Raw genomic sequence first — 21,187 nt, forward strand, 5'->3', positions numbered from 1 at the left:
TCACTAGTGTTAGAGAACCTAACCGTTAGCTGTGCGCCCCGTACGCCCTCGAAAGGCTTGCATGTTTGAGAAAATCCTTGTTGCCAACCGCGGAGAGATCGCGATCCGTGCCATGCGCGCGGCGTACGAGCTCGGAGCCAAGACTGTGGCGGTGTTTCCATTCGAGGATCGCAACTCGTTGCACCGTCTGAAAGCCGACGAGGCGTACCAGATTGGTGAGACCGGGCATCCGGTTCGCGCGTATCTGGACGTGAGTGAAATCATCCGGGTGGCCAAGGAATGTGGCGCTGATGCCATCTACCCCGGCTACGGTTTTCTGTCGGAGAACCCCGAGCTCGCCGATGCGTGCGCCCAGGCCGGCATCACCTTCATCGGCCCCGGCGCCGACGTGCTCGAAATGGCCGGCAATAAGGTCACCGCGAAAGAGCACGCCATTGCGGCCGGCGTTCCGGTGTTGAAATCGACGCAGCCATCGACCGACGTCGAACTGCTCATTAGCCAGGCCGACGAAATCGGCTTCCCGATCTTCGCCAAGGCCGTCGCTGGCGGTGGCGGGCGCGGCATGCGCCGCGTCGCCAAGAAGAGCGAGCTGCGCGGAGCCCTCGAAGAAGCCATGCGCGAGGCGAACAGCGCGTTCGGCGACGCCACGATGTTCCTCGAGGCCGCAGTGCTGCGCCCCCGCCACATCGAAGTGCAGATTCTGGCGGATGCCGCCGGTGAGACGGTGCATCTGTTCGAGCGCGACTGCTCGGTACAGCGTCGCCACCAGAAGGTCATCGAGATCGCTCCGGCGCCGAACCTGAGCGATGAGATCCGGGTGCAGCTCTACGCCGACGCCATCAAGTTCGCCCGTTCCATCGGGTACGTCAACGCCGGCACCGTGGAGTTCCTGCTCGACACCGTCGGCGAACGCGCCGGCCAGCACGTGTTCATCGAAATGAACCCGCGCATCCAGGTGGAGCACACCGTGACCGAAGAGGTCACCGATGTCGACCTCGTGCAGGCGCAGATCCGCATCGCGGCGGGGGAGACCCTGGCCGAGATCGGCCTCACGCAGGGCGAGATCCGCCTGCGCGGCGCGGCACTGCAGTGCCGCATCACCACCGAGGACCCCGCGGCCGGGTTCCGCCCGGACACCGGCAAGATCACCACCTACCGGTCACCCGGCGGCGCCGGCATCCGCTTGGATGGTGGCACGGTCAACACGGGCGCGCAGATCAGCCCGCACTTCGACTCGATGCTCGCCAAGCTCACCTGCCGCGGCCGTGACTATGCAGCCGCCGTGGTGCGGTCCAAGCGTGCGCTGGCCGAGTTCCGTATCCGCGGCGTCTCCACCAACATCTCTTTTCTGCAGGCGGTGCTCGACGACCCCGACTTCGCCGCCGGCGACCTGAGCACCTCGTTCATCGACGAACGCCCCGAGCTGCTGCGCGGCCGGGAATCCAAGGACCGCGGCACCAAGATTCTCAATTGGCTTGCCGAGGTCACGGTCAACCAGCCCAACGGCGTGCCGCCGACCACGGTGCACCCGCGCGACAAGCTGCCGCAGTTCGACATCACGACCCCGGCCCCCGACGGCTCCCGCCAGAAGCTGCAGCTGCTCGGCCCGACCAAATTCGCCGCCGATCTTCGGGCCCAAACCGCTCTGGCCGTCACCGACACGACGTTCCGGGATGCCCACCAGTCGCTGCTGGCGACCCGGGTGCGTACCAAAGATCTCGTGGCCGTGGCACCGTATGTGGCCCGGCTGACCCCGCAGCTGCTCTCGGTCGAGGGCTGGGGCGGCGCTACCTACGACGTGGCGCTGCGTTTTCTCGGCGAAGACCCGTGGGAACGCCTCGCCGCCCTGCGGGAAGCCCTGCCGAACATTAACCTGCAGATGCTGCTGCGCGGCCGCAACACGGTGGGCTACACCCCGTACCCGACCGAGGTGACCGACGCGTTCGTGCGAGAGGCCACGGACACCGGCGTGGACATCTTTCGCATCTTCGACGCCCTCAACGACGTGTCACAGATGCGCCCGGCCATCGACGCGGTGCTGAACACCGGTACCGCCCTGGCCGAGGTTGCCGTCTGCTACACCGGCGACCTGCTCGACCCGGCCGAGAACCTCTACACCCTCGACTATTACCTGCGCCTGGCCGACCAGATCGTCGAAAGCGGCGCCCACGTCATCGGCATCAAGGACATGGCCGGGCTGCTCCGCCCGAGCGCAGCCGAGAAGCTCGTTAGCGCGTTCCGCGAACGCTTCGACCTGCCCGTGCACGTGCACACCCACGACACTCCGGGCGGCCAGCTGGCCACCCTGCTCGCCGCAGCCCGTGCGGGCGCCGACGCCGTGGACGTGGCCTCGGCTCCGATGGCCGGCACGACCAGCCAGCCGTCGGCATCCTCACTGGTGGCGGCCCTCGCTCACACCGAACGGGACACCGGCATTTCGCTCAAGGCCACGACCGACCTCGAACCGTACTGGGAGGCCGTGCGCACCCTGTACACGCCGTTCGAATCGGGCCTCTCCGCCCCGACCGGCCGGGTCTACTCGCACGAGATCCCGGGCGGGCAGCTCTCCAACCTGCGCACCCAGGCCGTCGCGCTCGGCCTGGCCGACCACTTCGAACTAATCGAAGACATGTACACCGCCGCGAACACTATCCTCGGCCGCGTGCCCAAGGTGACCCCGTCTTCGAAGGTGGTCGGCGACCTCGCCCTCTACCTCGCCGCGGTGAAGGCCGACCCGGCCGACTTCGAGGCGAACCCTGACAAGTACGACGTGCCCGACTCCGTCATCGGATTCATGGCTGGCGAGCTCGGCGAACTGCCCGGCGGCTGGCCGGAGCCGTTCCGCACCAAGGTGCTCGCGGGCCGCGACGTACGCGTTGGTGTCACCGAGATCACCGCGGGGGAGCGCACCGCCCTCGGCGCATCGAGTGCCGAACGTCGCGCGATGCTCAACCAGCTGTTGTTCCCGGCGCCGACCCGCCAGTTCGAACAGGTCAAGGAAAGCTACGGTGACCTGTCTGTCATCGATACCGTCGATTACCTCTACGGCCTGCAGCAGGGCCAGGAACACGCCGTCGAAATCGCTAAGGGCGTGCGACTCTACGTGGGCCTGGAAGCCATCGGTGAAGCCGACGACAAGGGTATGCGCACCGTCATGACCATCCTCAACGGCCAGCTGCGCCCGGTGTTCGTGCGCGACACGAGCATCACGGTGCAGACCAAGATCGCCGAAAAAGCGGATGCCAACCAGCCCGGCCAGATCGCCGCACCCTTCTCCGGCGTGGTCACCCTGCAGGTCGAGGAAGGCGCTCACGTTGAAGCCGGCCAAAGCGTCGCGTCGATCGAAGCCATGAAAATGGAAGCGGCGATCACCACCTCGATCGCCGGAACCATCGAACGTGTCGCCGTCCCGCTCACCCAGCAAGTCGATGCGGGCGATCTGCTCGTGGTTGTGCGTCCGCGCTAAGATTAGGGCCGTTATCGACCAGTTGAGGATGTACCCGTGCCAGACAAACGTACTGACGACCAGAGCGCGCCCGCGCGACCGGTGTCTGCCGCCAAGCGAACCCGTGACGAGCGCGACGACTATCACAGCGAGTTGCCGCCGCATACGATCGACAACCTCGCTGCGTCCCTGCCCGAGAGCCTGAGCGTTCCGATCGAGGTGCCGGTCGGGCCCCGCCGCTCGGTGCCTGCCGTGGGCCGGTCGGCCAGGGGCACCGGCCTCGACACGACCCGGATCGTGTCCACCCCGGCCACCCACACCGTTGAAATCTCGACGCCGGCGCCGGCCCGTTCAGCAGGGGCTAGCTCGGCCATCGAATCGCTCTCCCGAGCGGATGCCGCCTCCACAGTTCGGCGCGACCGCATCCGTACCGAAAACAGCACGGCCCCCGAGTCGGCCGCCATGCTCACCTCTGATCGCCTGCTCGCGGTCAACCGTAAGACCCGCAAGGCGCCGCAGGGCTCCTGGCCCGAATTCGTCTACGCCCTCACTCTGCACCTGGTCAACGTGGGCGACTCCGCCAAGGTGCAGGCCTACAAGGAGATGGACGAGCGCATCCGCCGCCAGTTTGAGGGCGGCACGCGGTTCGTTCCGATTCTCACCCGCAAGGGCGGCGTCGGCAAGACCACGGTCACGACCCTGCTCGGAATGGCCCTGGCGGATGCCCGCGACGACCGCATCATCGCCATCGACGCCAACCCCGACCGCGGCACACTCTCCGAACGCGTGAGCAAGCAGACCAGGTCGACCGTGCGCGACGTCGTCTCCAAGGCCGCGTCGATCGGCAACTTCACCGACTTCTCCGCTCTGGTCTCCCGCGACGAAACCCGCCTCGACATTCTCGCCTCCGACACCGACCCGCTGCTCTCCGAGGCGTTCGACGAGAACGACTACAACGTCGTCGCCGACCTCGCGGCCCGCTACTACTCGATCGCGCTCACCGACTGCGGTACCGGCATCGTGCACTCGGTCATGCGGGCCACCCTGCAGCGCGCCGACTCCATCGTGATCGTCTCCGGCGGCAGCGTCGACGAGGCCCGTCTGGCCTCCGAAACTCTCACCTGGCTCGAAGCCAACGGCTACGGCGACCTCGTGCGCAACGCGATCGTCGCCCTCAACACCGCCACCCAGGGCACCAACCTGGTTCGCCTCGAAGAAATCGAGTCGCACTTTCGCTCCCGCGTACGCGAGATCGTGCGCATCCCCTACGACCCTCAACTTGCCGCCGGCAGCGTCGTCTCCTACAAAGATCTCAAGCCGATCACCCGGCTGGCAGCACGAACGCTCGCCGAACTGGTCGTCGAGGGGCTCCCCACCGACCGCAACCTGTAGCGAGCCGCGCGCTCGTTCGTCTTTCACACCACCCGCCTACCGAGGAGTCTCCCCGTGCCCGAACGCCAGATCCGTCTCTTCGGAGATCCGGTGCTGAAGACCGTCTCCGACCCCATCGACGGGATCGACGACCGGGTGCGCGGCCTGGTGCAGGACCTGGTCGACAGCGTGCGACTGCCTGGGCGGGCCGGCGTCGCGGCCTCGCAGATCGGCGTGAACCTGCGAGCGTTCAGCTACAACGTCGACGGTGTCATCGGCTACATCCTCAACCCCACGGTCGTTGAACTCTCCGGAGAGCCCGACCTCGTCGACGAGGGCTGCCTCTCCGTTCCGGGACTCTGGTACCCCACCAAGCGCTACCCGTTCGCCCGGGTCACCGGCATCGACCTCGACAATAATCTCATCGAGCTCTCCGGCACCGGCATCATGGCCCAGGCTTTACAACACGAAACCGATCACCTCGACGGCTACCTCTACATCGACCGCCTCGACAAGGACAACCGCAAGGCCGCGATGAAGGAAATCCGAGAGTCCACCTGGTTCTAGCCCCCACCGAGGATTCCGGACAGCGAGCTCGGGCGAAGCCTCGAGCGGTCCGAATGTGAGGGAGCGGGAAGCGGAATGCTTTTCCCGAGCCCTACCCACCAATTACCTGCACCGAACCCGACCCACAACGAAAGTGAGCCGGGCCCGCCCTCAAACTACTCGCGTAGCGAAATCCCCTCAGTAACCGGCGCCCCAGAGTACATCGCCTCAATCTCACCGGCGAAGTCCCGCAGAATGATATTGCGCTTGATACTCATCTTCGGCGTTAGATGCCCGCTGTCCTCGGTGAGCTCAATCGCCAGCAGCGTGAATTTACGAATCGACTCCGCCCGCGACACACCCTCATTGGCATGGTCGACCGCGCGCTGAATCTCCGCGAGCACAGTCTTATTGACGGATGCCTGCGCGAGCGACATTCCGGCATCCTCTTGATTGTTGTTCAACCACACCGGCAGCATGTCGGGGTCCAGCGTGATGAGCGCGCCTATGAACGGCTTCTGGTCGCCGACGACGACGACCTGGCCGATCAGCGGATTCGCGCGAATGGGGTCTTCGAGCGCCGCCGGGGCCACGTTCTTGCCGCCGGCCGTCACGATGATTTCCTTCTTGCGTCCGGTGATGGTGAGAAAACCGTCGGCGTCGAAATCACCGATGTCGCCGGTTTTCAACCAGCCGTCATCGAAGGCGTCCGCGGTGGCCTGCGGGTTCTTCCAGTACTCCTTGAAGACGTTGACGCCCTTGACCTCGATCTCGCCGTCGTCCATGACGCGCACCGAGACACCCGGCAGGGGCGGCCCGACAGTGCCGATTTTGGCCCGGGTGGCCAGCCCAACGGTGGCCGGGGCCGTCGTCTCGGTCAGACCGTAGCCCTCGAGAATGACGATACCCAGGCTCTTGAAGAAGTGACCGAGGTGAGCACCCAGCGGCGCCGAACCGGAGACCGCCCAAACGACTTTGCCGCCCATCGCGGCCCGCAACTTGCTGTAGACGAGCTTGTCGAACAGCGCGAACTTGATCTTCATGCCGAGCGGAATCGGCGTTTCGGCTTGCACCAGCTTGGAATGCTCAACGGCCACGTGGGCCGCAGCATCGAAGATCTTGCCCTTGCCGCCGGCGACAGCCTTCTGCTGGGCCGAGTTGTAGACCTTTTCGAACACCCGCGGCACTGCGAGTAGAAAGGTCGGCTGAAAGCTGCCGAGCGCGGCCAGGAGCGTTTTGGTGTCAGCTTGGTGCCCGACGCGCACGCCGACGTGCACGCACAAGACCGAGATGAATCGGGCAAAGACGTGGGCAGTCGTGATGAACAGCAGGGTCGAGGCGCCCTCGGGGTGAACCAAGACTTCCTTCAGGGCTACCGCAGCGTTGCGGCTGGTCTCGAGGAAGTTCGCGTGGGTGAGCACGCAGCCCTTGGGCTTGCCGGTTGAACCGGAGGTGTAGATGAGGGTGGCCATGTCGTCGCCGACGGCGAGGTTGCGGCGGCGTTCGATCTCGGAGTCCGTCACCTCGACGCCCCCGGCCACGAGCTTGTCGAGGTCGCCCAGGTCGATCTGCCAGACCGAACCAATGGCGGCCAGCTCCGGGTGCACCTCGTCAAAGCGCGCGAAATGGTCTGCGGTTTCGACGATGACCGCCATGGCGCCAGAGTCGCTGAGGTTCCACTGTACCTGGCTGGGCGAGCTGGTCTCATAGACCGGTACCAGAATTGCTCCGGCGAACCAGACGGCGAAGTCGATCAGGGTCCACTCGTAGCGGGTCTTGCAGATGAGCCCGATCTTGTCGCCGGGCTCGATGCCTGCGGCGACGAAACCTTTGGCCAGTGCCACCACCTGGGTGTGGAACTCCCGAGTGGTCACGGGAAGCCACTGGCCGCCCCGCGGCAGCGAGAACAGAATGAGGTCGGGAGTCGCGGCGAGGCGGTCCATGAGCAGGTCGGTGATGTTGGCGCCAGGATCGGCGGGAACGACGGCGGGCATATCAAACTGTTTCACGGCAACTCCTTTGGTACCGGCTGAACGTGCCGCCTGCTCGAGCGCCGAAGAATTCTGCGTTGAGCGGGTGTTTCGTCCAGCGGCAAACTGGTTTACTACACTCTAGAGGGTGTCACTGGCAGCCGCCCCGTGCCGCGAGCCCACTTCCCGATCGCCCCGAACGAAAGGTGCCCCGTGCACGCCATAGGTATCGATATCGGGGGCACCAAAATTGCCGGGGCGCTGGTCGACGAGGCGGGCACCATCATCCGCTCTGACCGGCAGCCGACCACGCCCGGCAACCCGGGCGAGATCGAAGACACCGTCGTCGCAATGATTCTGGCTCTGTCCGAGGGTGAAGCTGTCGTCGCTGCGGGGGTGGCTGCGGCCGGGTTCATCGACGCCGCCCAGTCGACCGTCTACTACGCGCCGAACATCAGCTGGCGCAACGAGCCGTTCCGCGACAAGCTCGAGGCTCGGCTCGACCTGCCCATCATCATCGAAAACGATGCCAATGCGGCCGGCTGGGCTGAGTTTCGCTTCGGCGCGGGCCGGCCGTACACCGACATGGTCACCCTGACCGTCGGCACCGGCGTCGGCGGGGCGATCGTGACGAATAATGCCCTGTTCCGCGGCGGCTTCGGTGCCGGCGCCGAACTCGGCCACCTCCGGGTGGTTCCCGACGGGCTGCCCTGCGGCTGTGGCGCGCACGGCTGCCTGGAACAATATGGCTCCGGTCGGGCGCTGCTGCGCATCGCCAACGAATTCGCGGATGCCGGCGGCATCGGTCTCGGCCTGGCCGGCGCCCGCGAGCGGCGCGGCAAACTCACCGGCAAAGAGGTGGGGCGTCTGATCCAGGACGGTGACGGCGGCGCCCTCGCTGCCCTGCGCCAGCTCGGCGGTGCCCTCGGACAGGCCTGCGCGAGCCTCGGCGCCGTACTCGACCCGCAGGTGTTCGTGTTCGGCGGGGGAGTGGCGGCCGCCGGCGACCTGCTGCTCGAACCGATTCGCGCGGCCTACCTCGACTACCTGCCGGCGCGCGGCTACCACCCCGAAGCGGAGTTCGCCATCGCCCAGCTGGTGAATGACGCCGGCGTGGTCGGCGCGGCCGATCTGGCCCGGCTGCACGCGGTGCGTTGATCGGGCGCTATGGACGTCGGGGCGGCCTCCGCTTCGATGCGGCGGGCAGACTAAGCTTTTCTAGTCGGATAAAGGAGTGCGAGTGTTCTATTGGATCATGAAGAACATCGTCATCGGCCCGCTGCTGCTCTCGCTGTTTCGACCGTGGATCATCGGCCTGGAGAACATTCCCAAGACCGGGCCGGTCATTTTGGCCAGCAATCACCTGTCGTTCATCGACTCGGTGTTTCTGCCGCTGGTCGTGCCGCGCCGCGTGGCGTTTCTGGCCAAGAGCGACTATTTCACCGGCAAAGGCCTGAAAGGCTGGGCGACCCGGCAGTTTCTCACCGCCGCCGGGCAGCTTCCGATCGACCGGTCGGGCGGTAAAGCCTCGGAGGATTCGCTCAATACCGGCCTGCGGGTACTCGGCGAGGGTCGCATCCTCGGAATCTATCCGGAGGGCACTCGCAGCCCGGACTCCCGCCTGTATCGCGGGCGCACCGGGGTAGCCCGCATGGTGCTGGAATCGGGCGTGACGGTCATTCCGGTGGCCATGATTGATACCGAGAAGGCCATGCCGACCGGCACCAGGATTCCGCAGGTGCGGCGGATCGGCATTGTGATCGGCACACCGCTCGACTTCACCCGCTTTGAGGGAATGGAGGGCGACCGGTTCGTGCTGCGGAGCGTCACCGACGAGCTCATGTACGAACTGCAGCGACTCAGCACGCAGGAGTACGTCGACGTCTACGCCTCCTCGGTCAAAGAGAAGCGGGCCAGCCTTTCGCGCTAGGCTGCCAGAAGTGCTGTCTGCGCTTTGCGCGCTGCGGCACCTCATCCATTTCGGTTCGGTGCGCGTCACCGGTCCAGTACAGAAAACAGGAACTATCCCGTGGTAGACCCCACCGAGCCCATTGTTGCCGCAGAAGCCTCTGTCATCACGGGTCTGGACCACTGGCGCACCCTACCGATCAAGCAGCAGCCGACCTGGCCCGACGCGGCCAAGGTGGCTGCGGCATCCGCTGAACTGGCGACGCAGCCGCCGCTGGTCTTCGCCGGTGAGGTCGACATTCTGCGCGACCGGCTCGCTCAGGCGGCCGGCGGGCAGGGTTTCCTGCTGCAGGGCGGCGACTGCGCCGAGACGTTCAGCGGGGCCACGGCCGATCAGATTCGCAACCGGGTCAAGACCGTGCTGCAGATGGCCGTCGTGCTCACCTACGGTGCGTCGATGCCGGTGATCAAGATGGGGCGCATGGCCGGCCAGTTCGCCAAGCCCCGCTCGAGCGACTTCGAAACCCGCGGCGACGTGACGCTGCCGGCGTACCGCGGCGATATCGTCAACGGCTACCCGTTCACGCCCGAGTCGCGCGAGGCCGACCCGGACCGGCTCGTCAAGGCCTACCACACGTCGGCGTCGACCCTCAATCTGATTCGTGCGTTCACGCAGGGTGGCTTCGCCGACCTGCGTCAGGTGCACAGCTGGAATCAGGGCTTCGCCGCCAACCCGGCCAACCAGCAGTACGAGAAGGTGGCCAAGGAGATTGACCGCGCGATCAAATTCATGATCGCCTGCGGCGCCGACTTCGAGGCGATGCGCCGAACGGAGTTCTACACCAGCCACGAGGGCCTGCTGATGGACTACGAGCGCCCGATGACCCGCATCGACTCCCGCACCGGAACGCCGTACAACACCTCGGCCCACTTCATCTGGATCGGGGAGCGTACCCGCGACCTCGACGGCGCGCACGTGGACTTTTTGTCGCGGGTACGCAACCCGATCGGTGTCAAGCTCGGCCCGGCCACCTCGGCCGACGACATGCTGCGCCTCGTCGACAAGCTCGACCCGAACCGCGAACCCGGTCGCCTGACCTTCATCACGCGCATGGGTTCCGGCAAGATTCGGGACGCCCTGCCGCCGCTGCTCGAAGCCATCAAGGCGAGCGAGGCGACACCGCTGTGGGTGACTGACCCGATGCACGGCAACGGTGTCACCACACCGACCGGCTACAAGACCCGTCGGTTCGATGACGTCGTCGACGAGGTCAAGGGCTTCTTCGAGGCACACCGCGCCGTCGGCACACACCCGGGCGGAATTCACGTGGAGCTCACCGGCGACGACGTCACCGAGTGCCTCGGCGGGTCGGAGCACATCGATGAGGCCGCCCTGGCGACCCGCTACGAGTCGCTCTGCGACCCGCGCCTGAACCACATGCAGTCCCTGGAACTGGCCTTCCTGGTGGCCGAGGAGCTGGCCGCCCGCTAGCCCCGCCCGCTAGCCCCGCCCGCCCCATTCTCTGGACGGGGCCCAGGCCCCGTCCCCGGGCCCAGCTTATAAACTGGGCCCGTGGCCATAAGGTGGGCCCGGTGAGCGGATGCGGCGAGTTGCGTCGTTCCGCCCGGAACGTTCATGAGGCGGCCAACACAAGGAGGCGGGTCATCCGCTCCTCGCTCAAACATTGCGATGTTCCGGAGGCCTTGCGCGTGTTTCGACAGGCTCAACAACCAGCGTGCGCAAGACCGCCGAAACACCGCAAAACTCGCAACCCCGCGGACAACCCGCCTCCGCCGCTTCCCCGAAGCCGCTCTGAAGCCACGGATTTGATCGAGCCGTGAGTTTTCGAGGTGGGGCATCGTCGAGGTGTGAGTTTTGAACGATTCAACGGCCGAAATCGGGCTAAGACTCACACCTCGGTGACCAAAACTCACGGGTCGGTGAGCGGATGCCGACCCCGACCACCTGCACCCCTTTGACGACGTCATTTGCCCCGGAAGGATTGGGGCCATGTGGCCTCGTATTTGGCTGCTCTTCGCATTGGATTTGGCCCGCCCCCACGAATATGAATGCGGTCACCGCATCTGTGGGTGGAGTCAGCCAGCTTCCAAGTGAGTTCCGGGCCCAGACCTACGGGCTTATTGCAATCTTGCTTCCCTTTGCGACGGACGTACCGGCTACCGGGTCAGTCGCTGAAATCTTCAGCAACAGTCCGACGGCATCGAGTCGGATGTCATACATCAATTCGAAGCCGAGCGCAGTCAGCGCAGCCTTGCCGTCGCTCCAGGACATCCCCACGACATTGGGCACAATGACCGGCTCAGGACCCTTCGAAATCACCAGGGTGATCGTGGCACCCTCACGTAGCGTCCCCTCCGGCACCTGCGACGTGACCACGTCACCCTCAGCGACCGTGTCGTTGTAGGTCTGCTCTCCCGACACCACGAGCAGGTTCTTGCCGACCAGGATGTCGGTGGCCTCGGCAACCGTCTTGCCGTCGACGTTCGGAATGGCGCCGAGCGACACGACCAGGTTCACGGTCAGGCCTTCAAAGTATTCACCGCCGGCCGAGACATCGGCGCCGTCAGATTCCTTGCTCGCCGAGATGACCGAACCCTCCGCCACCTCACCATTGAAGACCGGGTCCACAGCGCCGACGACGGCTTTCAGATCCGTAATCGCAGCGGATGCCGCCTCCTGTGTCAAACCGGCCAGCGCGGGCAGCGTGATGGGCTGCAGCCCCTGGGAGACGATGACCGTGACCGTGCTGTCCTTGGGGACGCGACTGCCGGCATCCGGATCGGTGCCGATGACGAGCCCTTCGGCGATAGTGGCGCTGAAAGCACCCGCCAGCTCGGGTTTGAGGCCGAGCTTGGTCAGCTGCGCGGACGCAGCCTCGGGGGAGGCCGCCGCGAAGTCGGGCACGGACACGTCAGAGCCCGGGCCGGAGCCGAAATACCAGCCCGTTCCGCCGAGCGCGGCGGCGAGAAGAATCACCAGGGCGAACAACCAGAAGCCGCGACGCTTGCGCTTGTCGGCCTTCTTGCTGAGCAGGTCGCCGCTGTCCGGCGGACCGACCGGGCCGGTGCCGGCCGGGTGAAGGCCCAGCAGGGTCGCGGCGGGAGGTTTTGTGGGAGCGAGCTTGGCGCCGAGCACCTGGGTTTCGGCGTCCGCTACCGCGTTCGCCCCGGTGCGCAGGCTGGCGGGCAGCACCATAGTCGACTGCAGGGCCAGTTCCTGGGTACCGCCGCGCACGAGCGCGCTCACATCGTGCAGCTGGTCGAGCATGACCCTGGCGTCACGGGGACGGTCCTCCGGATCGCGCGCGGTAGCCCAGAGTACGAGCTCGTCGAGCTCGTGCGGAACCGAGGCGACCTTACTGCTCGGCATCGGAACTGTGTCGTTGGCGTGCTGGTAGGCGATCTGCATCGGAGCTTCGCCCACATAAGGCTGCTCGCCGGTGAGCATCTCGAAGGTCATGATGCCGAGCGCATAGATGTCGCTGCGGGCGTCGGCGATGCCCCGGGTGACGAGTTCGGGGGAGAGGTAGGCGATGGTGCCGAGCAGGGCCTGGCCGGTCGCGGTGTTGTTGTTGACCGCGCGCGCCAGCCCGAAGTCGCTGATCTTGATACGGCCGTCGTCAGCCAGCAGCACGTTCTCGGGTTTGACGTCGCGGTGCACGATGCCGGCCTTGTGCGCGGCGGCCAGGCCGCTGAGCACGGCTTCGAGAATGTCGAGGGTCTGCTCCGGGGTGAGCCGGCCATAATCCTTGAGCAGGTCGCGCAGGGTGATGCCGGGCAGATATTCCATGACGAGGTAGGCCATGTCGGCGTCCTGGCCCTGGTCGAAGACGTTCACAACGTTAGGGTGGGCCAGGCGAGCAGCCGAGCGCGCCTCCTGGATGAACCGAATCTTGAAGGCGCTGTCATCGGCGAGATGGCCGTGCATGATCTTGATCGCGACCCGGCGCTCGAGGCGCAGATCGGTGGCGAGGTACACCGTGGCCATGCCCCCGCGTGCAATTCGCGAGCGCACTTGATACCGGCCGTCAATAAGACGGCCAATCATCGGGTCGGTCGAGGGAACGCTCACTCCTTGATTCTACGGAATTCGGCGACGGCACCACTGCACGGCGCGCAGGGGCGCGGCATGCGGGTCGGGACCGGCCGCCCGGCTAGCCGAGCTGGCTGAGCCAGGCCTGCGCTGACGCCTCCCACTTGGCGTAATAGTCGGGGTAGGCCGAGATCTGCACGGCCTGCGCCGCCTGGGTCACGGTCATCGATTCCCAGCCCGCGATGTCGAGCAGACCGCGGGTCACGTTCGGGTTCGGGTTGCTCGCGCCGCCGAAAAAGGCGAGGCTGGCCCGCACCGGGTCCATGACTTGTTCCGGGGTACCCCAGCCGGCACTCGGCCGCTGCTGGAACAGACCGAGCGAGTCCCGGTCGCCGTAGTCCACGTTGCGCAGCCCGGATTCCTGGGCGGCCGCAGCCAGCGCCACGACGAGACCGGCATTGCTCACGCCGGCGCCCCGCCCGACCGAAACAATCGTCTGCGCGTTCTGTCGCATCTCCTCCGACATGGGCGTGACCACCCCGGACGTCGCCACCGGGAAAGTGACCGCCACGGATGCCGGCGCCACCGTGATCGGCAGGGTCAAAACCTGTCCGGGATAGATGATGCTTGACCAGCCGAGGCCATTGGCGTCGAGCACAGCCTGCACGCTGACCCCGGCCGCGTTGGCCGCGGCGGTGATGGTCTCGCCCGACGCGATGGTGTGGGTCGTTGCTGCGGCAATCTCGGCGACCGGCTCGACGTAGGCGGCCGGTTCCAACACTGGTGCTGCGGCGAGCACAATGACCTGGCCGGGGTAGATGACGCTGGCCCCGGTCAAGCCGTTGGCCCCCAGAACGTCAGCGGTCTTCAGCCCGTGCGCGGCGGCGATACCGCTGATGGTGTCGCCGCTCTGCACCGAGTAGCTGGCAGCGGATGCGGCCGGCGCGGCCACGACGGCGGCCGGCGCCGCCGCCTGGGTCAGGGTCAAAACCTGGCCCGGAAAGATCAGGGCCCGGGAATCGAGACCATTCTGCGCCAGCACGGCCGCCGTCGACAGGCCGAACCGGGCGGCAATTCCGCTCACCGTGTCACCGTCAACGACCGAATACTGGGCGGGCGCAACCTGAACGGCGGCTGCCACCGCGGTCACCGATAGAACGGGAGTGGCCTCGGCGAGCTTCGACTTGAGCGGCTTCTTAGCCAAGGCCTGAGCCTGGGCCGGCGCCGCCAGGTTGAGGCTGATCGCGAGCGTGCTGACCAGCACGATCGGCACGGTCAGCAATGCCGAGCGGGAATGCGAGTCACCGGGCTTCTTCGCCCGCCGCTTCGCAGCAGCGTCACTGCCCGAGAAGGCCACGCCAACCGTCTCGGGAACGGTCGCGTTTCGTGCGGCGGACGCCGCGGCATCCGTCGTATTCGTTTTCACCTTGGTCGACATGGTGCTCCGTTCATTGTGCGCACGCGCGCTACCCGTTCAGCAAGTTCGTACAGCATCGTCTCGAATGCAGCAATACCCACTGCGAGGTTTTCACAATTATGAGGGGGAGTCAATTGAATGGGCGACATGAAATGGCCGGTTCGCGAGGAAAAAGTGCCCGAAGGTTTTGCCTCGGACCCAAATCATGGGAAGCTAAAAGAGTGAGTGATGTGTCTTCAGAGCCCGAGTGGCTTACTATTCCTGCCCTAGTCAACCTGCTCGGAATGAGCCAGAGCCGCGTGCGGCACCTGATCGACGACAAGTACCTGCTGGCCATCCGGCGGGACAACGTTGTGTCGGTTCCTTCCCTGTTTCTGCGTGACGGCGCTCCCGTTCCCGAACTTCGCGGCACGCTGTTCGTGCTGGCCGACGACGGCTTCACCGACATGCAGGCCATGACCTGGCTGCTTGAGGTCGACGACAGCCTGGGCGTGCCCCCGATCGAAGCCCTTCGGGCCGGTCGCAAGGCCGAGGTGCGTCGCGTCGCCCAGGCACTCGCCTAACCGGGCACTCGCCCGGACCGGCCGGGCGCCGGCCGAACCGCCCCTCAGAACGCCCGGCGCGTCACCCGATCGGTCAGGTCCAGCAGCTTCTGCCTGGCCCCGGCGCTGATCGGCGCGGTCTCGAGCGCCGCGAGAGCCTCAGCCACCTGAGCTTCGATGAGCGCCTCGACCCGGTCGACGGCACCGCTGGCGCTGATGAGTTGCTGCAAGGCGCGAATCTGGGCGGTATTGAGCGTGGGGTTGCCGAGCTGGGCGTCGAGCGATGCTCGGTCGGCGTCGCTCAGACGTTCCCGCGCCAGCGCGATCAACACCGTGCGCTTGCCCTCGGTCAGGTCGTCGCCACTCGGCTTGCCGGTCACGGCGGCGTCGCCGAACACGCCGAGCAGGTCGTCGCGCAGCTGGTAGGCCATACCAAGCGGCAGGCCGAAGGCACGCAGCGAGTTCAGTTGCGTGGCCGAGGCTCCGGCCAGGGCCGCTCCGATCACCAGCGGGGCCTGAACGCTGTACTTGGCTGACTTGTAGACGATCACGCGCAGTGCCCGATCGAGCAACTCGGCTTCCGGCTGGGCCAGCCAAGCGCGCTCCTCGAGAATGTCCAGGTATTGCCCGGCCGTGACCTCAGTGCGCATGAAGTTGAATTCGAGCCTGGCGCGCCGTGCCGAAGCCCGATCGGCCAGCTCGTCCAGCCCCTCGTCGAGCAGCTCATCGCTCCAGCCCAGAAGTAGATCGCCGAGCAGAATCGCCGACGCCCGACCATACGAGGCGGAGTCGCCAGCCCAACCCTCTCGCTCGTGCAAACTTTCGAACAGCTTGTGGGCGCTCGGAGCTCCGCGACGGGTGTCTGAGTTGTCGATGATGTCGTCGTGCACGAGTGCCGCGGCGTGAAAAATCTCCAGCGCGCTGGCGGCCGAAACCACCGCGGCCAGGCCGCCTGCGGCGGGTGCCGGGGCAGCGGATGCCGCGGCCTCGTCGTCCGCACTGACTGACGGCTGGATGGCCGTTGGCTGGCCCGATTCGGGGCCGGAATCCTGCGGCAGAACGCTCTGCGCACCCCAGTAACAAAACTGGGCTCGAAACCGCTTTCCACCGCTGAGAAACTGCCGTGAGTAGTCGATTAGAGGAGTCAAATCGGAGCTGATCAGGGTCACAATTGGTTCGCGGGACATGAGGTACTCGTCGATGCGAGATTGAACCAAGTCGACCAGGCGTTTGCTTTCAGGCACCCGTATAGCCTAGCCATCCTGGCGGGGCTAGAATGAGATAATTCGAACCGGGTCATTCGATTCTGGTCGGTTCGAATTAGTCTACCCACCCGCTCGATCCCGTAACTGGAGGGAATGAGATGCCGCTTTCGGAACAGGAGCAGCGACTCCTTGAAGAGATGGAGCGCAGCCTCTATCACAACGATGCCGACTTTGTCGCCAGCGTTGGAGTGTCCAGGCTTCGCCCGAACTATCGTTCCATCGCGATCGGCGTACTGCTCGCCGTCGCCGGCATTGTCGCTCTCATCGCGGGTGTAGCCATTGCGCAGTTGTGGCTCGGCATTCTCGGCTTCATCGTTATGTTCGGCGGTGTGCTTATCGCCGTGACGCCCGGCAAGGCCATTCGTTCGATGCCCGGACCATCGTCACCCGGTCGCCGTCCGGCGCAGGCCAAGTCCAACCAGGGTTTCATGGAACGATTGAACGACCGGTGGGACCGTCGCCAGGATGGTCAGTAGCGGCTACTCGCGCTAACCTCCACCGGGCACCCATAACTCAATAAATCGCTGCGCTGTAGGGCCGATCATCTGATCGGCCCTTTTTTTGTGCCCAAAAGCGGGTCGAAAGCATCCGTTCTTAGAACTGTCGCTCCATTTCCCTCCACTGTTAGTCCCCAGTGATTTCGGGCAAATTTGGCGATCAATTCTGAAAATTGGCGTAAAAACCTAGGTTAGTGGTTGAAGGTGGAGTAAAGTGGAGCCACACCTGAATCTGGCCGGAAGAAAGGGGTGAGCGTGTTCCTTGGCACCTACGCCCCCCGGCTCGACGAAAAAGGTCGCATTATTCTTCCCGCGAAGTTTCGGGAAGAGCTCTCCACCGGTGTGGTGATGACGCGGGGGCAGGAACACTGCATCTACGTGTTCAGCACCCGCGAATTCGAAACCCTGCACGACAAGATCCGCCAGGCGCCGGTCACGAGCAAGCAGGCTCGCGACTACCTCCGGGTGTTCCTGTCGGGCGCAAGTTCGGAAACACCCGACAAACAAAACCGCGTCACCATCCCCGGCAACCTCCGCAGCTATGCGGGGCTTGACCGGGAACTGACCGTCATCGGTGCTGGCAGCCGAGTCGAGATTTGGGACAGCGAAGCGTGGGCCACCTACCTCGCCGAGCAGGAAACCTCGTACGCCAACACGACGGAGGAGGTGATTCCGGGACTTTTCTAGCCCTTGGCGCCTGACTCCCAGCCGTTTTGCCCTGACACACTTCCCCGGTGCCAGGACGAAATGGAGGGGAATCAGACCTCACGGACTAGCCCGGCATTATGGCCAGTAACGAAATCCCCAGCAATGAAATCCACACCCCGGTGCTGCTCGAACGCTGCGTCGAGCTGCTCGCTCCGGCGCTCACAAAGCCCGGCGCCGTGCTCGTCGACGCCACACTCGGCATGGGCGGCCACGCCGAAGCGATCCTCTCGCGCTTTCCGGAACTAACCCTGGTCGGCCTCGACCGCGACACCGAGGCCCTCGCTATTGCCGAAGAGCGCCTCAAGGGATTCGCAGGCCGGGTGCACCTCGTACACACCGTCTACGACGGTATCGGCGACGCGCTCGACGGACTCGGTATCACCGAGGTCGCCGGCGTCCTCTTCGACCTCGGCGTCTCCAGCCTGCAGATCGACCGCGTCGAACGCGGTTTCTCCTACTCCAAGGATGCCCCGCTCGACATGCGCATGGACGGCACAGCCGGCCTCACCGCCGAGAGCATCCTCGCCGACTACAGCGAACGCGATCTCAAGCGCATTTTCCAGGACTACGGCGAAGAGAAACTCTCGGCCCGGTATGCCAAGGCCATCGTCGAAGCCCGCGAAACGATACCGTTCGTGCGGTCCGCGCAACTGGTCGACGTGATCACCAAGGCCACCCCGGTCGCCATCCAGCGTCTCGGCCACCCGGCCAAGCGCGTGTTCCAGGCGCTGCGCATCGAGGTCAATCAGGAACTGGCCGTGCTCGAACGGGCCATTCCGGCTGCGCTAGACCGCGTGCAGGTCGGTGGCCGCATCGTCGTCATGGCCTACCAGTCACTCGAAGACCGCATCGTCAAGCGGGCACTCGCCGCGGCATCCGGCTCCACCGCTCCGGCCGGGCTTCCGGTGGAACTGCCCGAACACAAGCCGCTGTTTACCCTCCTGCTCCGCGGTGCCGAACTGGCCTCCGACGAAGAAAGAGCACTCAACCCCCGCGCGACGCCGGTTCGGCTGCGCGCAGCTGAACGACTGAGAAGGGCCGCCGCATGAGCGACAACCTGGCACGCGTCGCCTTTTCCTTCGAACCTGAACCGTTCGAGACCAGCGCACCGGCACGGCGTGGGTTTCGACTGGTCTCGCCGACGCCGAGCCGCCGTGCCCGCCCGCGCATCTTCTACGCCCTCACCGCGGTAGCAGGCATGGCTGCCATCATGGTCGCCCAGCTGCTGCTGAGCGTCGGCATCTCCCAGGGCGCGTATGAAATCTCCAGCCTGCAGTCGAGTCAGTCGGAACTCGGCCGCACGGCCGCGAGCGTGAGCGAAGACCTCGTGCGGGTATCCTCCCCGCAGAGCCTCGCCGCCAACGCTGAGGGCCTCGGCATGGTCAGCAACTCCAACCCCGTCTACCTGCGCCTCTCTGACGGCGCTGTTTTGGGCGCTCCGGCCTCGGCGTCGGGCTCGCAGGCCGGAGCGGCCAGCCTTGTTCCCAACGCCCTGCTGAACGGCAGTACCCTGCTGTCACAGCTTCCGGCGGATCCGGCGGCCGCCGGTGCTGTTGCGATCACGAGCGCACCGGTAGTTCCTGCGGGACTCGCGGCGCCCACTACCCGATAGTTTCCGTGACTCGACCATGATGGGCAGATGAGCGTGCGCAATACCCGAAGCAGTAGTGCCCGAAACAACCCGACCAATTCGCGGTCCAGCCGTCGTCGCACGCTTGTCACCATCCTCGTGCTGTTCGCCGTCATCGCCGTGTTCCTGGTGCGCCTGGTCGATATCCAGGTCGTGCAGGCCGATTCGCTCACCAAAGACTCAGTAGGAAACCGCTCGGTCGGCCAGGTCGTCTACGGTTCCCGCGGCGAGATCGTCGACACCAACGGTGTCGTGCTGGCCGGAACGGTCATGCGGTACAACATCACCATGTCGCCCGTGAACGCGACGCCCTTCAAACGAACCGTCGACGGTAAGAAGGTCGAAATCTCGGTGGCCGACGCCGCCGCCGAAATCGGTGCCGCCACCGGCCAGACCGGCGACGCCATTCTGCTGACCATCTCCACCGCCCTCGAGGCAAACGCCGAGGCCAACTTCGCCTACATCGCTCAGAAAGTCGATGTCGACGTACTCCGTGCCGTGCAAAACCTGCACATTCCCTGGACCTACTCGGAGAACAGCCCCAGTCGGGTCTACCCGAACGGCGCCGTCGCCGGCAATATGCTCGGCTATCTTTCGGGGGAGGGCGTGCCGCAGGCCGGCCTCGAATCCGGGCAGCATGCCTGCCTGGCCTCGACCAACGGTAAGGAAACCTACGAAAAGGGTGCCGACGGCGTGCGCATCCCCGGCAGCAGCGTCACGAGCACCGCCGCCGTCGACGGCGGTGACGTCGTCACCACCATCGACTCCGACCTCCAGTGGTTCGTGCAGCAGACCCTCGCGGCCCGGGCGCAGGAAACCGGGGCGGCCTGGGCGACCGCTGTCGTGCTGGACGCCAAGACCGGCAAGCTCCTCGCCGTTGCCGATTACCCTTCGGTCGATCCGAACAACGTCGGCGGTACCGAGAACCCCGAAGACCGCGGCTCCCGGGCCTTCACCCAATCCTTCGAACCCGGCTCGACCTTCAAAGCGCTGACCGCGGCATCCGTTCTCGATTCCGGCGTCGCCACCCTGCAGACCGGAATCGTCGCGCCTTACCGGTATTTGCCGGCCAACGGCGCGAACATCAATGACAGCCATTCGCACCCGGACCAGAACATGACCCTCACCGGCGTGCTGATCGACTCGAGCAACACCGGCATGTCCAAGTTCGGTGAGAAACTCACCGACCAGCAGCGCTACGACTACATGAAGGCGTTCGGCGTTGGCACCCCGACTGAAACTGGCTTTCCGCGCGAAGACGGCGGAATTCTGCACCCGGTCGACGAGTGGGACAACCAGACCAGCTACGCGACCATGTTCGGACAGGGTCTGACAACGAGCGCGCTGCAGGTCGCGAGCATCTACCAGACCATCGCCAATGACGGTGTTCGCATGCCGGTACAGCTGGTCGAGGGCTGCCGTCAGGCTGATGGCACCATGACTAACGTGCCCGATGCCACCGGAACCCGGGTGCTGTCCGAGACGGCGGCGAACGAAACCAGCGACGTGCTCGAGATGGTGTACCAGAAGAGCTGGGTGCAGAGTAAGTGGAACATTCCGGGCTACCGCGTGGCCGCCAAGACCGGAACAGCGCAGATGCCGGACGGCAAGGGCGGGTACTCCAACGGGTATCTGGTGTCGGTGTCGGGCTTCGCACCGGCCGACGATCCACAGTATGTCGTCTCGGTCAACATCGCCGACCCTGTTAAACTGAATACGTCTGCCGCACCGGCTCCGGTCTTCCAGGAGATCATGAGCCAGGTGTTGAAAAAGTACCGGGCGGTTCCCTCGGGCGCGACTGCGCCTGACCTCCCTTCCACCTGGTAAGAAAGCG

General features: G+C 65.4%; 16 protein-coding genes. 12 read left to right on the forward strand and 4 right to left on the reverse strand.

Annotated features, from left to right (window positions below):
- The first annotated feature begins 61 nt into the window (after nt 1–61).
- From CXY77_RS18110 to CXY77_RS18120, 3 genes are read left to right on the forward strand one after another with little or no spacing between them, the layout of a single operon-like run.
- On the forward strand, nt 62–3,466 hold the full coding sequence (locus tag CXY77_RS18110; protein ID WP_092339746.1) for a pyruvate carboxylase: 3,405 nt from the start codon (nt 62–64) through the stop codon (nt 3,464–3,466).
- A 36-nt stretch (nt 3,467–3,502) separates the two neighbouring features.
- Nucleotides 3,503–4,837, forward strand: a complete 1,335-nt coding sequence (locus CXY77_RS18115; protein WP_233197508.1) for a MinD/ParA family protein — start codon at nt 3,503–3,505, stop codon at nt 4,835–4,837.
- Between the two features lie 54 nt (nt 4,838–4,891).
- Nucleotides 4,892–5,383 (forward strand): peptide deformylase, encoded by a 492-nt coding sequence (locus CXY77_RS18120; RefSeq protein ID WP_092339748.1) that lies wholly within the window; start codon nt 4,892–4,894, stop codon nt 5,381–5,383.
- A gap of 155 nt (nt 5,384–5,538) precedes the next feature.
- Here the strand turns inward: CXY77_RS18120 and CXY77_RS18125 are convergent, their stop codons facing one another.
- Entirely contained in the window at nt 5,539–7,371 is a 1,833-nt protein-coding gene (locus CXY77_RS18125) for a long-chain fatty acid--CoA ligase (RefSeq protein ID WP_104130660.1), read from the reverse strand.
- 174 nt (nt 7,372–7,545) lie between these two features.
- On the opposite strand from CXY77_RS18125, the gene CXY77_RS18130 reads away from it, so the two are divergent.
- From CXY77_RS18130 to CXY77_RS18140, 3 genes are all read left to right on the forward strand, one after another.
- Entirely contained in the window at nt 7,546–8,490 is a 945-nt protein-coding gene (locus CXY77_RS18130; protein WP_104090716.1) for an ROK family glucokinase, read from the forward strand.
- Nucleotides 8,491–8,572: 82 nt separating this feature from the next.
- On the forward strand, nt 8,573–9,262 hold the full coding sequence (locus CXY77_RS18135; RefSeq protein WP_092339751.1) for a 1-acyl-sn-glycerol-3-phosphate acyltransferase: 690 nt from the start codon (nt 8,573–8,575) through the stop codon (nt 9,260–9,262).
- Nucleotides 9,263–9,361: 99 nt separating this feature from the next.
- Entirely contained in the window at nt 9,362–10,732 is a 1,371-nt protein-coding gene (locus CXY77_RS18140; protein ID WP_092339752.1) for a class II 3-deoxy-7-phosphoheptulonate synthase, read from the forward strand.
- Nucleotides 10,733–11,371: 639 nt separating this feature from the next.
- Here the strand turns inward: CXY77_RS18140 and pknB are convergent.
- Entirely contained in the window at nt 11,372–13,309 is a 1,938-nt protein-coding gene (gene pknB / locus CXY77_RS18145; protein WP_369831322.1) for a Stk1 family PASTA domain-containing Ser/Thr kinase, read from the reverse strand.
- 106 nt (nt 13,310–13,415) lie between these two features.
- Nucleotides 13,416–14,732: a LysM domain-containing protein gene (locus CXY77_RS18150; protein ID WP_104130662.1), complete on the reverse strand. Its 1,317-nt coding sequence runs from the start codon at nt 14,730–14,732 to the stop codon at nt 13,416–13,418.
- A 209-nt stretch (nt 14,733–14,941) separates the two neighbouring features.
- On the opposite strand from CXY77_RS18150, the gene CXY77_RS18155 reads away from it, so the two are divergent.
- Complete coding sequence (locus CXY77_RS18155) at nt 14,942–15,274, forward strand: Rv2175c family DNA-binding protein (protein ID WP_369827365.1); 333 nt, start codon at nt 14,942–14,944, stop codon at nt 15,272–15,274.
- 44 nt (nt 15,275–15,318) lie between these two features.
- Here CXY77_RS18155 and CXY77_RS18160 read toward each other — a convergent pair whose 3' ends face one another.
- The gene (locus tag CXY77_RS18160; RefSeq protein WP_104130663.1) at nt 15,319–16,497 is read right to left on the reverse strand and encodes a polyprenyl synthetase family protein; all 1,179 of its coding nucleotides are present in this window, start codon (nt 16,495–16,497) and stop codon (nt 15,319–15,321) included.
- Between the two features lie 119 nt (nt 16,498–16,616).
- Between CXY77_RS18160 and CXY77_RS18165 the strand changes: the two genes are divergently transcribed.
- The 5 genes from CXY77_RS18165 (at nt 16,617) to CXY77_RS18185 (ending at nt 21,180) form a co-directional block, all read left to right on the forward strand.
- On the forward strand, nt 16,617–16,994 hold the full coding sequence (locus CXY77_RS18165) for a DUF3040 domain-containing protein (RefSeq protein ID WP_092339756.1): 378 nt from the start codon (nt 16,617–16,619) through the stop codon (nt 16,992–16,994).
- A gap of 276 nt (nt 16,995–17,270) precedes the next feature.
- A complete protein-coding gene (gene mraZ, locus CXY77_RS18170) occupies nt 17,271–17,702 on the forward strand; it encodes a division/cell wall cluster transcriptional repressor MraZ (RefSeq protein ID WP_092339873.1) in 432 nt (143 codons plus the stop codon).
- 98 nt (nt 17,703–17,800) lie between these two features.
- On the forward strand, nt 17,801–18,772 hold the full coding sequence (gene rsmH, locus CXY77_RS18175; RefSeq protein ID WP_104130664.1) for a 16S rRNA (cytosine(1402)-N(4))-methyltransferase RsmH: 972 nt from the start codon (nt 17,801–17,803) through the stop codon (nt 18,770–18,772).
- Complete coding sequence (locus CXY77_RS18180; protein ID WP_092339758.1) at nt 18,769–19,335, forward strand: hypothetical protein; 567 nt, start codon at nt 18,769–18,771, stop codon at nt 19,333–19,335. Before rsmH ends, CXY77_RS18180 begins: the two co-directional genes overlap by 4 nt.
- A gap of 27 nt (nt 19,336–19,362) precedes the next feature.
- Nucleotides 19,363–21,180 carry a penicillin-binding protein 2 gene (locus CXY77_RS18185; RefSeq protein WP_092339759.1) on the forward strand — a complete coding sequence of 606 codons (1,818 nt, stop codon included), beginning with the start codon at nt 19,363–19,365 and terminating at the stop codon, nt 21,178–21,180.
- Nucleotides 21,181–21,187: the final 7 nt, after the last annotated feature.

The sequence above is a fragment of the Cryobacterium sp. N21 genome (assembly GCF_002929575.1).
GTDB lineage: Bacteria > Actinomycetota > Actinomycetes > Actinomycetales > Microbacteriaceae > Cryobacterium > Cryobacterium flavum.

Bases quoted from the DNA above. Each gene is read 5' to 3' on its own strand.
- CXY77_RS18110 (WP_092339746.1), top strand. From the start codon at position 62: ATGTTTGAGAAAATCCTTGTTGCCAACCGCGGAGAGATCGCGATCCGT.
- pknB (WP_369831322.1), bottom strand. From the start codon at position 13,309: ATGATTGGCCGTCTTATTGACGGCCGGTATCAAGTGCGCTCGCGAATT.
- CXY77_RS18150 (WP_104130662.1), bottom strand. From the start codon at position 14,732: ATGTCGACCAAGGTGAAAACGAATACGACGGATGCCGCGGCGTCCGCC.
- CXY77_RS18165 (WP_092339756.1), top strand. From the start codon at position 16,617: ATGCCGCTTTCGGAACAGGAGCAGCGACTCCTTGAAGAGATGGAGCGC.
- rsmH (WP_104130664.1), top strand. From the start codon at position 17,801: ATGGCCAGTAACGAAATCCCCAGCAATGAAATCCACACCCCGGTGCTG.
- CXY77_RS18180 (WP_092339758.1), top strand. From the start codon at position 18,769: ATGAGCGACAACCTGGCACGCGTCGCCTTTTCCTTCGAACCTGAACCG.
- CXY77_RS18185 (WP_092339759.1), top strand. From the start codon at position 19,363: ATGAGCGTGCGCAATACCCGAAGCAGTAGTGCCCGAAACAACCCGACC.